The sequence below is a fragment of the Mycobacterium sp. DBP42 genome, from assembly GCF_005924235.1.
GTDB lineage: Bacteria > Actinomycetota > Actinomycetes > Mycobacteriales > Mycobacteriaceae > Mycobacterium > Mycobacterium syngnathidarum.
On sequence record NZ_VCMY01000073.1, the window covers coordinates 1 to 14039 of the forward strand.

Annotated in this window: 13 protein-coding genes and 1 pseudogene; 7 read left to right on the forward strand and 7 right to left on the reverse strand. The window is 65.1% G+C overall.

The genetic code is table 11. From position 1 onward, the window contains the following. The coding region (locus tag E0T84_RS30950) for an ISL3 family transposase (RefSeq protein WP_249383792.1) at window positions 1-888 on the reverse strand (888 nt) is incomplete at its 3' end. Window positions 889-1147: 259 nt separating this feature from the next. Between E0T84_RS30950 and E0T84_RS30955 the strand changes: the two genes are divergently transcribed. Next, window positions 1148-1492: a transposase gene (locus E0T84_RS30955; protein WP_083284369.1), complete on the forward strand. Its 345-nt coding sequence runs from the start codon at window positions 1148-1150 to the stop codon at window positions 1490-1492. Between the two features lie 134 nt (window positions 1493-1626). Here E0T84_RS30955 and E0T84_RS30960 read toward each other — a convergent pair. Beyond that, window positions 1627-3029 (reverse strand): annotated as a pseudogene (locus tag E0T84_RS30960) (IS1380 family transposase). A gap of 201 nt (window positions 3030-3230) precedes the next feature. On the opposite strand from E0T84_RS30960, the gene E0T84_RS30965 reads away from it, so the two are divergent. After that, window positions 3231-4094, forward strand: coding sequence for an integrase core domain-containing protein (locus E0T84_RS30965; RefSeq protein WP_138746376.1), 864 nt, complete (start codon window positions 3231-3233; stop codon window positions 4092-4094). An 88-nt stretch (window positions 4095-4182) separates the two neighbouring features. Next, complete coding sequence (locus tag E0T84_RS30970; RefSeq protein WP_212757744.1) at window positions 4183-4725, forward strand: hypothetical protein; 543 nt, start codon at window positions 4183-4185, stop codon at window positions 4723-4725. Window positions 4726-4766: 41 nt separating this feature from the next. Here the strand turns inward: E0T84_RS30970 and E0T84_RS30975 are convergent, their stop codons facing one another. Next, window positions 4767-5369 (reverse strand): hypothetical protein, encoded by a 603-nt coding sequence (locus tag E0T84_RS30975; RefSeq protein WP_131823155.1) that lies wholly within the window; start codon window positions 5367-5369, stop codon window positions 4767-4769. 180 nt (window positions 5370-5549) lie between these two features. On the opposite strand from E0T84_RS30975, the gene E0T84_RS30980 reads away from it, so the two are divergent. Beyond that, entirely contained in the window at window positions 5550-6572 is a 1023-nt protein-coding gene (locus tag E0T84_RS30980; protein ID WP_249383793.1) for a hypothetical protein, read from the forward strand. A gap of 11 nt (window positions 6573-6583) precedes the next feature. On the opposite strand, the gene E0T84_RS30985 is transcribed toward E0T84_RS30980, so the two are convergent. From E0T84_RS30985 to E0T84_RS30995, 3 genes are all read right to left on the reverse strand, one after another. After that, the gene (locus tag E0T84_RS30985) at window positions 6584-8140 is read right to left on the reverse strand and encodes an APC family permease (protein ID WP_138746378.1); all 1557 of its coding nucleotides are present in this window, start codon (window positions 8138-8140) and stop codon (window positions 6584-6586) included. Beyond that, window positions 8137-9039: a universal stress protein gene (locus E0T84_RS30990; RefSeq protein WP_070946029.1), complete on the reverse strand. Its 903-nt coding sequence runs from the start codon at window positions 9037-9039 to the stop codon at window positions 8137-8139. The genes E0T84_RS30985 and E0T84_RS30990 overlap by 4 nt, the downstream gene beginning before the upstream one ends. 97 nt (window positions 9040-9136) lie before the next feature. Then, complete coding sequence (locus E0T84_RS30995; RefSeq protein ID WP_070188086.1) at window positions 9137-10006, reverse strand: MaoC family dehydratase; 870 nt, start codon at window positions 10004-10006, stop codon at window positions 9137-9139. 69 nt (window positions 10007-10075) lie between these two features. Between E0T84_RS30995 and E0T84_RS31000 the strand changes: the two genes are divergently transcribed. Together E0T84_RS31000 and E0T84_RS31005 are read left to right on the forward strand one after the other, a co-directional pair. Further along, on the forward strand, window positions 10076-12094 hold the full coding sequence (locus tag E0T84_RS31000; protein WP_110765116.1) for an SDR family oxidoreductase: 2019 nt from the start codon (window positions 10076-10078) through the stop codon (window positions 12092-12094). Window positions 12095-12131: 37 nt separating this feature from the next. Continuing rightward, window positions 12132-13181, forward strand: coding sequence for a nucleoside hydrolase (locus tag E0T84_RS31005; protein ID WP_256366576.1), 1050 nt, complete (start codon window positions 12132-12134; stop codon window positions 13179-13181). An 11-nt stretch (window positions 13182-13192) separates the two neighbouring features. On the opposite strand, the gene E0T84_RS31010 is transcribed toward E0T84_RS31005, so the two are convergent. After that, complete coding sequence (locus E0T84_RS31010) at window positions 13193-13639, reverse strand: type II toxin-antitoxin system VapC family toxin (RefSeq protein WP_070188091.1); 447 nt, start codon at window positions 13637-13639, stop codon at window positions 13193-13195. A gap of 40 nt (window positions 13640-13679) precedes the next feature. Between E0T84_RS31010 and E0T84_RS32040 the strand changes: the two genes are divergently transcribed. Then, the gene (locus E0T84_RS32040) at window positions 13680-13868 is read left to right on the forward strand and encodes a hypothetical protein (protein ID WP_070188084.1); all 189 of its coding nucleotides are present in this window, start codon (window positions 13680-13682) and stop codon (window positions 13866-13868) included. Window positions 13869-14039: the final 171 nt, after the last annotated feature.

Here is a 14039-nt window from a genome sequence, read left to right on the forward strand (position 1 = left end):
CCCCGGGAAAGCCCGCACCACCTGGCGAAACAGGACAATCCACCCACGCCTACACCCGAAAACTACTCCCCAGCAACACAACTCGACATCAGACCAAGCCCACGCCCATTTCCACGCAAAATCCGGGTTAGTGGCCATGGCGGCGGCGAACACCTCGTCGAGGGCGCGGTTGGTCCACTGCATGACGTGGAAAGGGTCGTAACAGATCGTTGCATCGGGCAGTTTGTCTTCGGTCGCGGAGCGAAATGCGGTGGAGCCGTCCATGGAGACTGCTTCGATGTCGGCTCGCTGCTCGTCGGTGAGCTTGTCGTAGAACGTGGTCAGCGAGTCGAGGCCACGGCCGGGTTGGATATCGATGACGGTGCCGGTGGCGTGGTCGCCGATGATGGTCAGGTATTTGTGCGGGTGGCGGTAGCAGATCTCATCGACGCCGATGCGGTAGATCTCACCGAGGCGACGCTCGTCGAGCATTTCGTCGACGGTGCGGTTGATGATGGCCGTGACCGTCTCCCAGGAGCAGCGCAGCAATGTCGCGACCGAGGTGCGGTCGGTTCGGGTGGCCAGCCACAGCACGGTGTCCTCGAAGTCGCGGGTGTGGCGTGCCCCGGGTCGACTCCACGGGACTTCTTCGGTGCGCACGCCGCAGTTCGAGCAGCGTAGTCGGCGAATGTCATAGATCAGCCACAGCCGGTGACTGGCCAGATCGAGGTGACGCCAGCGCCGCTGGCGTCGGTCATAGCCGGCGCGGACGCGTTGACCGCAGGGACATTGCAGCAACCGGCTCTTCGATCGCAAAGTGACCTCGACGTCGTGGTCGCCGATGACGACATTGTCGACCCATGCTCCGGGGATCTGAAGAAGACGGTTAAATGCAGTACTGACGCGCACGCGGATCGGTCCTTGCGGTTGAGGTCGGTGTGGTAACCCCGAAACCTAGAGGCCCGCCGCGTGCGCGTCCTTCATCGCAGCGCGGACACGCCGAGAACGCTTGAGCTTCAATCGAAAACACCGCTGAACAGCGGAAAAGCGCCCACTAGAACACTAGGAGCGCCACATCTGTTCGATATGCTCATTTTCCACTGACTCAAACTTTTTGGCAGGGTCGCGCGTTGTGGATAACTGCGGCCATGCCTGGAAGGTTGAGGAGATGGCTCGATCGCGACGCACGAAGGTCCCCGCCGCGGACAAGACCCGCCTGGTGCTGGCGGTACTGGCTGGGGAAATGACCTGCGCTGAAGCCGCCCGGCGCTGCGGGGTCACCACGGTGACGATGACCCGGTGGAAGCATCAGTTTCTGGAGGCCGGCGCTGAGCGACTCGAAGAAGTGCCCAGCGGCCCCGCAGGGCGGGCCGGTGCCCCCGAGCAGCGCCGGCTGCGACAGGAAAACCAGGAACTCAAACTCGCCCTGGCTGAGGCCACTGTGCAGTTGCGGATCTGGCAGCGCGGCGCCGCGCTGATCGATCAGGTCCCTTCCAAGACCTCGAAGCCCTAAGCCTCGATCCGTGGACTGACCTGGTTGGTAGGGCTCGGGGTGATTCCTGTGGGCTGGTCGTGGTGTGAGCAGCAGGTACTTGCTGGTCTGCCCAGCTTTTCCTGTGTGCTCCGGTTGGGCCTTTCGGCGGGTGGTCAGACGGTCGTGGCGGCGGGGGGTGGGCTGTAGCCAATGGTGTTGCGCCACAGGGTGAGCCAGTGATCAGCCCAGGGCCAGTGACTGGGCAGGTGCAGGATCGGTCGGCGTTGCGGCCGGGCCAGTCGGGCGGGGATGGTGACGATCTTGCGGCGCAGTGTTGACCCGCGGGCTACCGCGTGGGCTCCGCCGACCCGCCGGCGGCGCGCAGCAGGTTGTGGGCGATCGCGGCGCACAGGATCCAGGCTGAGTTCGCTCCGAAACGCCCGGAGGGCATGTGCGCCAGCGGTCCGTCGATGAGGTCGGCGAAGACGGTTTCGATGATGGCGTGGCGGCGATGAGTGATGTCGGCGGCATCGACGGGTTCGTCGGTGTCGGTGAAGAACGGGTGATACCGCCAGACGGGAAACAACGCGTCTCGGTAGCGGGCGTCTTTGACCCGGCGCACGATCAACCGGGCGGTCACCGGTCGGTCGGTGGAACCAAAAGCGGTGTAGGTGGTTTCGGCGACCTCGGCATCGGAGATCCATTCCCCGGTGTCGGGGTCACGCACCGCACCGGGATATTTCACCGGGGCCCAGGCGTCATCGCTGATCGCCTCGATGGCCGCGGTGACGGCCCGGGTTTTGGTCAGTACCAGCGAGAAGCGGGCGCCGGCGCGGCGGCAGGCCGCCACCACGGTGCTGTTGCCGTAGGCGCAGTCACCACGCACCAGGATCTGCCCGGTGACCCCCGCGGCGCGGGCAGCGGCGACAGCTTGGGCGATCATGCGGGCCGCGCCTTTGCCGGAGTTGGTCTTACCCGCCCGTAACCGGGCGCCGGCGATCACCGGGGCGCCAGTCTCGGTGCTGATCGTGGTCACCAGCGGTGACAGGCCTTTGCGCAGGATCTGTTTGCCGGCGATCTTGGTGTGCCCATAGCTGGCACCTTGTTTGGCCCGGCCGTAGACCGGGCGCAGCAGCGAGTCGATATCGACGAACGCCCGCTCATCGCTGCCCGGCAGCAGTTCAACCCGCTGGCACAGTCGCGCCAGGTGCTCGCGCAGAACTGATTCCAGTTGGCGGGCATGTCCGAAGGTGAACTCCCGCAACAGTGTTCCAATCGTCGACGGTGCATATACCCCGTCGAACAATGTCTTCATTCCGCCGCTGCGAACCACATCGAGGTCATCGATGCAGTCCGCTCCGGCACATATCCCAGCGACCAGGGTCGTCAGTTTCGGCGCCGGGTTGGCCGACCCGGATTTGACCCGCGGCGCCGCGATACGAATCTTGCTGCCCAGCAGGCCGGACAACCCCGTCTGGCTGGCCAGCGTCATCACCGGCACCAAACCCGCGCACGACACGAGATGGGCGTCGTCGAAGACCGCAGACTCTGCGGCGAACCTATGAGAAACTTGCACTCGAAGTGCCCTTCCGAGTTGGCCCGATTGTTTGTGTGAGAACTACAATCATCCCAGTTCAAAGGGCACTTTTCTTATACCGACACCCCAATCCTCATCAAGTCAGTCGGTGGATCGAGGCTAAGAGAGGCGGCGGGGCTGCCGGTTGTTTCGAGGTTCGCCGCGCTGGCCGCCATTCCCGAACGCACCTACCGGCGACGTTTGGCTCGACTACGCGGCGGTAATTCCGCCAAGGGCCCATGGCCGGCGCCGGTGGTCGATCGCATCGAAGCTCTGGCCGCCAAGTACGCCGAGGCGTGGCCGGCGTGGGGGTACCGCAAGATCGCCGCGATGATGCGCTCCGACGGACACCAGGTGACCAACTCCTCGGTGGCCCGAGCCCTGCGACGCCGAGGCCTGCTTCTGCCGCAAGGCTTTCGGGCTGACCGAAAATCCTGGGCGGCGCTGCGCCGCAAAGTGTTCGCTGACCCGCCCACCGAACGAAACCGCGTCTGGCAGACCGACTTCTCCGAATTCGAAACCACCAACGGCGGTATCTGGCGGATCAGCGCCGTCATCGACTACGCCACCAAATACTGCCTGGCCATCACCGTCACCCCAACCAGTCGCGGCATCGACGCGGTGCGCTGCGTCCAGTTGGCCATCGACGAAGCCCACCGCGTCCTAGACCTCAACGATCTACGCACAGATCGCGGCATGATGGACGTGCTCGATGCCGACGAAAACATCATCGGCCAGATTCCCGCTCCGATCGCGGTCGTTTCTGACAACGGGCCCTGCTACCGCGGCAAGGTCTTCCAGGCGCTGTTCGCCGACCAGAACGATCCACTGCTGCGGCACGTGCGCACCCGAGTGAAATCTCCTCAGACCAACGGCGTCATCGAGCGCTTCTTCGGCACCCTCAAATACGAGCACCTGTTCCGCGGCTACATCGGAGACGGCGACGCCCTCGACATGGAAGTCCACCGATTCCGCATCATCTACAACACCGTCCGACCCCACCAAGCCCTCGGCGACCGCACCCCCAAACAGGCCTACCTCGCCCAAAACCTGCCAAATTCTTGACTCAAGACAATTTCCTGGCACGCGACGCCATCGGCCAATACCGCGAATCCGTGAGCGAAACCCGGCGGGCTACCGGATAGTCGCCGGTATGCATCGACTAGGGGTCGCACTGTTCAGTGACGGTGGCTGGAAACAGCTAATACGCAAGTGGGGGGCGGCGCTGACCCTCGTGGGGATAGTCGTCGCCGGCATCGGCGTCTCGGTCTTCATCTTGTTCGGCGACGCGCGTGTCCCGGACGCGACACAGCCACCGGCCGCACTCCAAACACCGGTCGCAGCGCCGAAGCTGCCAACCCCGGAGGAATTCAACATCGGCGTCACCGTGACCGACCGGAACTGCCCATCGGCCGACAACTGCGTCTACACCTACACAATCCAACCGAACTACATTGGCCTGCACCCCTTGCCAGATCAGCCGTTTGCCGTGAGATATCAGGTACGCGGCGGCCACGAGCCTCGGCACGGCGAATTCACCGTGCACGGTACCGAAGCCAGATTCATGAAGGGCGTAACCGTAGAGGGGTCTGCCGGGGCTCAGTTGAGCGCTGTTCCAACACAAGTCATCAACCGGCAGGTGTTCGGCCCACCGGTACCGGTCGACCCGACGCCCGCCCTGCCACCGCCGGAATAGCTCGGCTCGCTCGGCTCGCTCGCGCCCGCTCCACGCCGGCGCTATGACACGCGCAGGAAGTTCCCTGTCGCGTCGTAGTAAACGGTCTGCCGGTCCCGCTCGGTGCCGTTGACAACGTAGATCTCGACCGGCCCGGTCTCGTCGGCGCGAGTCACGGTGGGCCCCGCGGATGCGTTGAGTTCGGCGCGCTCACCCTCGACACGCTCGAACGAGTCCGTCCAGACATCCACCAGGGTTTGCGGGGCAACGGTATTGGCCGCGAACAGCGTTTCCCTCAGTGCCGGCAGCTTCTCCGAGCCGCCGTAGTCATACGGCCGTACGTCGGTGCGTCCGTCCCAGTACGAGACGTACTGGTTGAACTCCGTGGGCTTGGCCGGGTCGAGCGCGTCCACCGCCATGTTGCCCGACGTACTGATGGATATGGAGCTCACCTCGATCTGGCCCAAAGCGCTACCGGTCATCTCCTGCAGCGTCGAGTTCATCTTGTCGACGATCTCGATCGTGAGCTCCGCAGTCGCCGGGTCCGGCGCCACCGATTGGGTTACCGGTGCTGCGACATCCACCGACGCGTCGTCGGCGCACGCGCTCAGCGTCACCGCCAGAACAAGCGCTCCGAACAGACCGGCCAACCTCTGCACCATCACGACTGCGCTCTCCTAACCTCGCTGCCCGCTCCGACGTCTGCACAGCAAAAATGCGGGCGATCCACAGCGTATTACAAGGTCGCGCAGGCGTGAGCTGTCCGATCGGACCTACGCACTGCCGCATTCGCGCCGACCCCTTACGATGCCGATGGGCTGGGGATCGGGTCTGAAAGGCAGGCAATGGCCACAACGTCGGCGTCAACGAAGTACATCGGCTACGTCGGTGGTGTCGCGGTAGCGGCGGGAGTCGGTGCGGCGCTCGCAGTCGCCGGCCAGGGCACCGCGCACGCCGATTCCACGGACGGCGGGTCCAAGGGCTCGACCAGCAGCACATCGCAGCACACCAAGGCCGGACCCAAGCGCGGTGAAACCAAGGCCGACACCAAACGAGCCAAGCCCGTGGCCAAGTTCAAGGACGCCGTCAAGGACAACCTCGACAAGCGCGCGGGCAAGATCGAGAAGGCGGCGACGCGGGTCACCGAGTCCGCGAACGCCGTGACCACGACGATCACCGGCTCGCTGAGCCAGGTCGCCAAGCCCAAGCTCAAGTCCAAGCCCAGCGCCGAGGAGTTCGAGGCCGGCGAAGTCGCCAAGCTCAAGGACCTGTTCAACCCCAAGCAGGCGGCCGCGCCCAAGCCCACGGCCGACAGCGAGGCCGTGGTGCAGCCGGAGAGCACCAGCCTGGCCACGCCCAAGCTCGCAGCGGTGCAGACCCAGGCCGACACCGCGGACGATGGCCAGGCGTGGGATCCCAACCCGTTCCGCGCCGAGGATCCGGAGCCGACGGACATCCCCGAGCCGATCATGAATCTGCGGAATGCCCTGATGGGGGCGTCACCCGATCAACTCGATCCGTTCGTCCGGGAAGCCACCGAGCAGATCTACCGGGGCAGCCAGATCGTGCCGTGGGTCAACGCGGTGATCCCGATCAGCAAGATCCTGCCCAGTCTGGCGCCGGCGCTCGGCGATGACGAGGCGGCCCGCGACGCCCGGCAGACCATCATCATGGAGCTGATCAAGACCACTCCGCCGGGTTCGGCGGTGTACTACGGCTACGACATCGTCGCCGACGTGATTAACCTGGAAACCCCGGGCGCCGAGCTGAAAGACACCGCTGTAGCCACGGTGTGGGATCTGCTGGATCCGTTCCAGCTCGCCCACAACAAGGGCAACTCGGGGATCGGTAACGCGGCCGGCAGCTGACCACCGCGCCCCTACTCCACCAGCGACGGTGTGTCGTACCGCAGCGTCTCGCCCCGGAAGAACTCAGGGCTGCGAGACCGCCAGATCAACATGAGCACGGCACCGAAGAGCAGCACACCGAAGCCGATGAAGAACACCAGGCCGATGCCGCCGATCGCCGCACCGCTGGCGTTCTCCGGATTCATGCTCTCGCCGATCGAGATCACGAAGACCGCCGCCAATACGAGTCCGCCGAGGAGCGGGAACAAGAACTTGAACACCACGTTATGGGCGCTGGCGAACAACTCCCGGCGGAAGTACCAGACGCACGCAAACGCAGTGATGCCGTAGTACCAGCAGATCATGATGCCAAGGGCAGCAATGGTATCCAGCAGGGCGCTCTCCGAGAGCAGGCTCACCACGGTGTAGAAAACACCGGTGACCACGCCGGCGGTGATGGTCGCGAAGCTCGGCACCAGGTAGCGCGGGCTGACCTCGGCGAAGCGCGACGGGAAGGCCCGGTAGGCACCCATCGCGAGCATTGCGCGTGCGGCAGGAAGGAACGTGGTCTGCAGGCTGGCCACCGACGAGGCCAGGATCGCCAGAAACAGCAACGGGCCGGCCCACGTCCCCAGCACGGGGTCCGCCAGCGCGGCGAACACATTCTCGGCATTGTCCGGGTTGCCGAGTCCGAGATCGGTTTCCCCGACACCGGCAAACATCATGACCGCGACCGCGATCAGCAGATACGTCGCAAGGATGGACAGCACGCACAGCAGCCCGGCCCGGCCCGGCACCTTCGTCGGATCCTTGGATTCCTCTCCCAGTGTCAGACATGTGTCCCAGCCCCAGAAGGCGAAGATCGACCCCGTCACACCAACCACGAAGGCGCTCAACGCCAGCCCGCTGAACGGGTTGAACCAGTCCAGGTCGAACGACAACCCGGCCGGGGCGTCACCGCCATCCACACGGACGAACGCCATCACCGCGAACGCCACCAGCACCACCATCTGGAAACCGACCAGTACGTACTGGACCCGTTCACTGGTGGTGATGCCTCTACTGGCGATGGCGGTCGCGATCGCCAGGAACACCAGTGTGGTCACGATGTTGATGGCCTTGTTGTCGGCGAGCTCGGCGATCGAGGGTTGGTTGGCGATCCGGGCGATGAACAGATAGAAGAACTCGACGGCGATCGCGGCCAGATTGGACAGCACGATGATGGACGCAACCACCATGCCCCAACCGCACATCCAACCGACATACGGACCAAATGCCTTGGTAGACCAGGTGAACGACGCCCCACAATCGGGCGCACGTGAGTTGAGTTCACGATAAGCGTAGGCGGTCAGGAACATCGGGATGAACCCGGCGATGAAGATGGCGGGCATCTTCAAGCCGACCGCGGCGACGATCAGGCCGATGCTGGCAGTCAGCGTGTATCCGGGTGCCACACAAGAGATCCCGAGGATCGCACCAGACAACGTGCCGACCTTGCCTGCGGCCAGCCCTTTCGACACCAATCCCGCGGAGTGTTCGGCTTCCTCGAGCTTCTGGTGGGACTGGCGTTCGGATGCCGACTCGCTCATGACTTGTCCTCGCCGTCTTTCCGTTCGTCCCGGGGCACGACCACCATGGGTACGTCCAAAACCCGCAACATCTTTGCGGCGGTCGAACCGAGGAAGATCCGCCGCGGCGCACTGAGCCGGCTGGATCCGACCATGATGACGTCACCGTCCTGCCAGCCCAACTGTTCGACGGCCGCTTCGACTGTTGGACCGTTCACGATCGTGGACGTCACCGGAAAATCAGGAGGCAGTTCGTTTCTGGCCGCATCAAGGGTTCGCTCGGCATGTGCGAGCGCGTGCGCCCGGACCGCCTCGGCGTCGCCGCGTAGCGAGCCGAAGGCAGGATCCAGTGCCACCAGCGACACCAACCGCAAGGGGACATCCGCAGCCCGGCTGGCACGTACTGCGGTGTCGAGCAACAGACCCGAGCCCTGGCGCTGGCCGATGGCACAAGTGATTTCGTGCACCCGCTGAACTTGAGAAAAGCGCGTCCCACGCGGCGCCACCGCAACCGGCAGCGGCGAGGAATGCAACAACTCGTTGACCACCGACCCCAGCGAGTAACTGCCGACCAGTCCCCCACCCGCGCCACCGACCACGATGGCGCTGGTCTGCAACCGCAGCGCCTCGCGGATCAAACCGTCGGTGAACGACTCGTCAAAGCTGAGATGGGTGTGTGCCACAACGTCGTCGGGCACCAGCCCCCGTGCATCGTCGAGCCAACGCTGCGCTTGTTCGGCGACGACGTCTTCGTAGCCACCGCCTTTGGGCACGGTGCCCGGTGGCGCGGTGTCGGGCGGCAGCACGATGCAGATGTTGACCTCGGCACCCAGGGTCCGGGCGAACCGGACTGCCAAGGCCACCGCGTCGGCACCACCGGGGGTGGCCAGGTATCCAACGACCAAGTTCGCCTGCGTCATCTGCCACCACCCATCCCGCACCGCGCCGTGCGAACGTCGTGGTTCGATCCTGTCAACCCACTACGCGGCGTGCAGGGCTTCTACGAAATTGCCTGGATCAGGCGGAATACTCTGCGGCGCCGTCCTCCAGGACGAGCCGGGCCTCAGCTCCGTCGGGCCCGGCAGCCTCGGTGCGGAACACCGCCCGGCCCGGTTCGGTGCGCCAGATCGACGTCGTCAGTGTCTCGCCCGGGAACACCGGCGAACTGAACCGCGCCGCCACCGCATGAACCTTGGTGGCGTCGCCGCCGCCGAGCTCGGCAACCAATGCCCGGCCGGCCACCCCGTATGTGCACAGCCCGTGCAGGATCGGTTTCGGGAACCCGGCGAGATTCTTCGCGAACCAGGGATCACTGTGCAGTGGGTTGCGGTCCCCGGAGAGCCGGTAGATCAGCGCCTGGTCCTCGCGGGTGGGCAACGCCACCTGCGCGTCGGGTTCGCGGTCGGGAATCTGCGGCGCCTGCGGGCGCTGCCCGGGCTGGCCGCCGAACCCACCTTCGCCCCGAATCACCACGGTGGTAAGGGTTTCCGCGACAACCTCGCCGTTGGCCGGATCGGTGCCGATGCCCTTGAGCATGACCACCGCGTTCTTACCTTCCCCCTTGTCCTGAATGTCAGCGACCTCGGAGACCACGGTCAACTTTCCGGTCGGCGGCAGCGGCCGGTGCAGCCGGATCTCCTGGGACCCGTGCAGCAGCATGCTGAAGTTGAAGGTGCCGATCTTCAGTGCCGCCGGGAACGCCGAGCACGCGATCACCGCATACGTCGGCAGCACCTGCTGCTCGATCTCGTGGCTGTTCTCGGTGGTGAAGGCAAGGTCATCGGTCCCCGCGCCGACGCCGATGGCGTACAGCAGGGTGTCGCGGTCGGTCCAGTCGAACGGGATCGGATCGGTCGTCGCGCCTATGGCGTCCGGATTGAGGGGCATGCGTGCCGACGATAGTTGAGGCGGCCGCCCGTGTTGACGTTTGCCAAATCTAGGGCCACGATGGCTCGCATGCGTTATGTCGTTACCGGCGGTACCGGGTTTATCGGCCGCCGAGTGATCACCCGGATTCTGTCCCGTGACCCCGGCGCCGAGGTGTGGGTGCTGGTGCGCCGTGAGTCGTTGACACGGTTCGAGAAGCTCGCCCAAAACTGGGATGATCGAGTGAAACCGCTGGTCGGTGACCTGACCGCGGCTGATCTCGGGTTGTCCGACACCGATATCGCCGACCTCGGTGACATCTCCCATGTGGTGCACTGCGCGGCGATCTACGACATGACCGTGGGCGAGGCCGAGCAACGGGCCGCCAACGTCGAGGGCACCCGCGCGGTGATCGCACTGGTCCAGCGCCTGGATGCCACATTGCACCACGTGTCCTCGATCGCGGTGGCCGGCAACCATCGGGGCGTGTTCACCGAGGCCGATTTCGACGTCGCCCAGGACCTGCCCACGCCGTATCACCAGACCAAGTTCGAGGCCGAACTGCTGGTCCGCTCGGCGCCGGGCCTGCGCTACCGGGTATACCGCCCGGCGGTTGTGGTCGGCGATTCGCAGACCGGCGAGATGGACAAGATCGACGGCCCGTACTACTTCTTCGGCGTGCTGGCGCGGCTGGCAGCACTGCCCAAGTTCACCCCGATGATGCTGCCCGACTCGGGCCGGACCAACGTCGTACCGGTGGACTATGTGGTGGCAGCGGTTGTCCATCTGATGCACGTCGACGACAAGGACGGTGAGACGTTCCACCTCACCGCGCCGAAGACCATCGGACTGCGCGACATCTACCGCGGAGTGGCCGTCGAAGCCGGCCTGCCGCCGCTGCGCGGCTCGCTGCCGCGGGCCACCGCGGCACCGGTCTTGCGGGCACGGGGACGGGCCAAGGCGGTGCGCAACATCGTCTCCACCCAGTTGGGGATCCCCGGCGATGTGCTCGACGTGGCCGAGTTGAGGCCGACATTCACCGCCGACTACACCACCGCCTCGTTGCGCGGTACCGGGATCGGGGTGCCTGAATTCAGCACGTACGCACCGAAACTGTGGCGGTACTGGGCTGAGCACCTCGACCCGGACCGGGCGCGGCGCGACGACCCGGCCGGCCCCCTGGTCGGCAAGCACGTCATCATCACCGGCGCCTCCAGCGGCATCGGCCGGGCCTCGGCCATCGCCATCGCCGAGCGCGGCGCCTGCGTCTTCGCCCTGGCCCGAAACGGGGAGGCACTCGACGGCCTGGTCGCCGAGATCCGCTCGGCGGGCGGGCAGGCCTATGCATTCACCTGCGACGTCACCGATTCGGCGTCGGTCGAGCACACGGTCAAGGACATCCTTGGCCGGTTCGACCACGTCGACTACCTGGTGAACAACGCCGGCCGGTCGATCCGCCGCTCGGTGGTGAACTCGACGGACCGCCTGCACGACTATGAGCGGGTGATGGCGGTCAACTACTTCGGTTCGGTTCGGATGGTGCTGGCGCTGCTGCCGCACTGGCGCGAACGCCGGTTCGGCCATGTGGTGAACGTGTCCAGCGCGGGGGTACAGGCCAACAGCCCGAAGTACAGCGCCTACCTCCCGTCCAAGGCCGCACTGGATGCGTTCTCCGAGGTGGTCGGCACCGAAACCCTCTCAGATCACATCACGTTCACCAATATCCATATGCCGTTGGTGAAGACGCCGATGATCGCGCCGTCACGCAAGCTCAACCCGGTACCACCCATCTCGGCCGAACATGCCGCGGCCATGGTGGTGCGCGGTCTGGTCGACAAACCGGCCCGGATCGACACCCCGCTCGGGACCGTCGCCGATTTCGGGAATTACCTGACCCCGAAACTGTCCCGACGCGTTCTGCACCAGCTGTATCTGGGCTACCCGGATTCGGCCGCCGCACGTGGCATCGGCACCGACGGGCCGGATCGCGTTGAAGCGCAACGACGCCCGAAACGACCCGTCCGCAGCAGACGCAACCTGCGGGTCCCGCGGGCGGTGGCCCGCCCGGTCAAGCGGGCGGTGCGGTTGGTGCCCGGGGTGCACTGGTAGCCGATCTGGGTCATGTCGTTGGCTTATCCTTGGCACGGTGACGTCATCCGTAATTCCAGTGTTCGCCGACGTCGATACCGGTGTCGATGACGCCATGGCGCTGGCATATCTGTTCGCCAGCCCTGAGGCCGAACTGGTCGGTATCGCCTCTACCGCGGGAAACGTTCCGGTGCAACAGGTCTGTGCCAACAACCTCGGCATGCTGGAGCTGTGCGGGGTGGCGGGGGTCCCGGTCTCCAAGGGGGCCGAACAGCCGTTGAGCGCACCCCTGCGCACCGCCGAGGACACCCACGGGCCACAAGGCCTGGGATATGCGCAGTTGCCGAACAGCGATCGGCTGCTCACCGCGCACGATGCCGCCGAGGCCTGGGTACGCGCCGCACGCGCGCACCCGGGCGAATTGATCGGCCTGGCCACCGGCCCGCTGACCAACCTGGCGCTGGCCATGCGCGCCGAACCCACCTTGCCCAAGCTGCTGCGCCGGTTGGTGATCATGGGCGGGGCCTTCGACTATCGCGGCAACACCACACCGGTGTCGGAATGGAACATCAGTGTGGACCCCGAGTCTGCCGCCGAGGTATTCAGCGGTTGGAACGCCGCCTGGGGCCACGATGATGCGGAACATGTGCCAATCGTGTTGGGCCTCAACCTGACCGAGAACATCGCGATGACGCCCGCACTACTGAACCGATTGGCGGCCGCGGCCGGCTCCCCATCATCGGCACCGATGAGCGTGCTCGACGAGCGGGGCACGCGGTCCAGCGCGGACAATCCGTTGATCCGCGTGCTCGAGGACTCCATGCGGTTCTACTTCGAGTTCCACTTCGACACCGGCGACGGCTACCTGGCCCACCTGCACGATCCCCTGGCCGCTGCCGTCGCCCTGGACCCGGAGTTGGTGAGCTACCGGGAGACCACGGTCGATGTCGAGCTGAGCGGAACTCTGACCCGCGGCATGACGGTGGCCGACTGGCGCGGACACTGGGGCCGTCGACCCAATGCACTGATCGGCACCGAGGTCGACCCGTCGGTGTTCTTCGACCGGTTTATCAGCCGGGTCGGGGAATTCGCACAGCGTTTGAGCTGACCAGCCCGACGCTAGACGGCGATAACGGTAACGAGATCCTCCAACCCGCGAAAATCATCCGGGTTCCGTGTAACGACGGGCATGCCCTCGGCAATGGCCACCGCAGCGATCATCAGATCGGCGAATCGTTTTCGCGGTTGTCGTTTCGCCGAAACCACTGCGCTCGCCACCCGGCCATAGGCTCGTGCCGCCTCGACGCCGAAAGGGACCGGATCGAAAACCGCTTCTGCCCGCTGCAGGCGATCTTGTCTCCTGGCACGTTCAGCGGGATCGGTCGTTGACACCGGACCGGCGGCAAGCTCCGCGAGCGTCACTGCGCTGATCGCAATCTGCTCAGGAAGATCCTCCGGGCTCAGCGATTCCAGATCTACGACCACGGAGGTGTCAAGTAATCCCGCCTTGGCACGAACTTTCGCCCGTTCAGACACTAGGTGCCGGATCTTGGTCAGCGAGTGCATCCACATCAGCTCGGAACCGAACCCCATCGACCGTAGGAGCATGACGGAACAACTCAACTGCGATGTGCGCATCCATCAGCCGTCGCCGCCGCAACGGACGAAGTTCCCCGACAGGCTCGCGATTACGGGTGATGACGAACGTCTTCCCCTCATCCAATGCCCGCAGGACCCGCCCGCTGTCGTTACGCAATTCGCGCTGACTGATTTCTTCGGTCACACCCAAGCGTAGCACTGCATGCTACGCTTGCCACCTCGTCATTTAGCGGCTCCCTAAGCCTCGATCCACCGATGAATCGGCTTGGTGAATTGGTGTCGTAACGAGGAAAGTGCCTTCTGAGCTGTGATGATGAGTGTTCCTACGCACTTATCGGCACAACTTCGAAAGGCACTTCCGGTGAAA

What these genes read in the sequence shown, in the direction of transcription:
- E0T84_RS30955 (WP_083284369.1), top strand. Translation starts at nt 1,148, where the DNA reads ATGGCTCGATCGCGACGCACGAAGGTCCCCGCCGCGGACAAGACCCGC.
- E0T84_RS30970 (WP_212757744.1), top strand. Translation starts at nt 4,183, where the DNA reads ATGCATCGACTAGGGGTCGCACTGTTCAGTGACGGTGGCTGGAAACAG.
- E0T84_RS30980 (WP_249383793.1), top strand. Translation starts at nt 5,550, where the DNA reads ATGGCCACAACGTCGGCGTCAACGAAGTACATCGGCTACGTCGGTGGT.
- E0T84_RS30985 (WP_138746378.1), bottom strand. Translation starts at nt 8,140, where the DNA reads ATGAGCGAGTCGGCATCCGAACGCCAGTCCCACCAGAAGCTCGAGGAA.
- E0T84_RS30990 (WP_070946029.1), bottom strand. Translation starts at nt 9,039, where the DNA reads ATGACGCAGGCGAACTTGGTCGTTGGATACCTGGCCACCCCCGGTGGT.
- E0T84_RS30995 (WP_070188086.1), bottom strand. Translation starts at nt 10,006, where the DNA reads ATGCCCCTCAATCCGGACGCCATAGGCGCGACGACCGATCCGATCCCG.
- E0T84_RS31000 (WP_110765116.1), top strand. Translation starts at nt 10,076, where the DNA reads ATGCGTTATGTCGTTACCGGCGGTACCGGGTTTATCGGCCGCCGAGTG.
- E0T84_RS31010 (WP_070188091.1), bottom strand. Translation starts at nt 13,639, where the DNA reads ATGCACTCGCTGACCAAGATCCGGCACCTAGTGTCTGAACGGGCGAAA.
- E0T84_RS32040 (WP_070188084.1), top strand. Translation starts at nt 13,680, where the DNA reads ATGACGGAACAACTCAACTGCGATGTGCGCATCCATCAGCCGTCGCCG.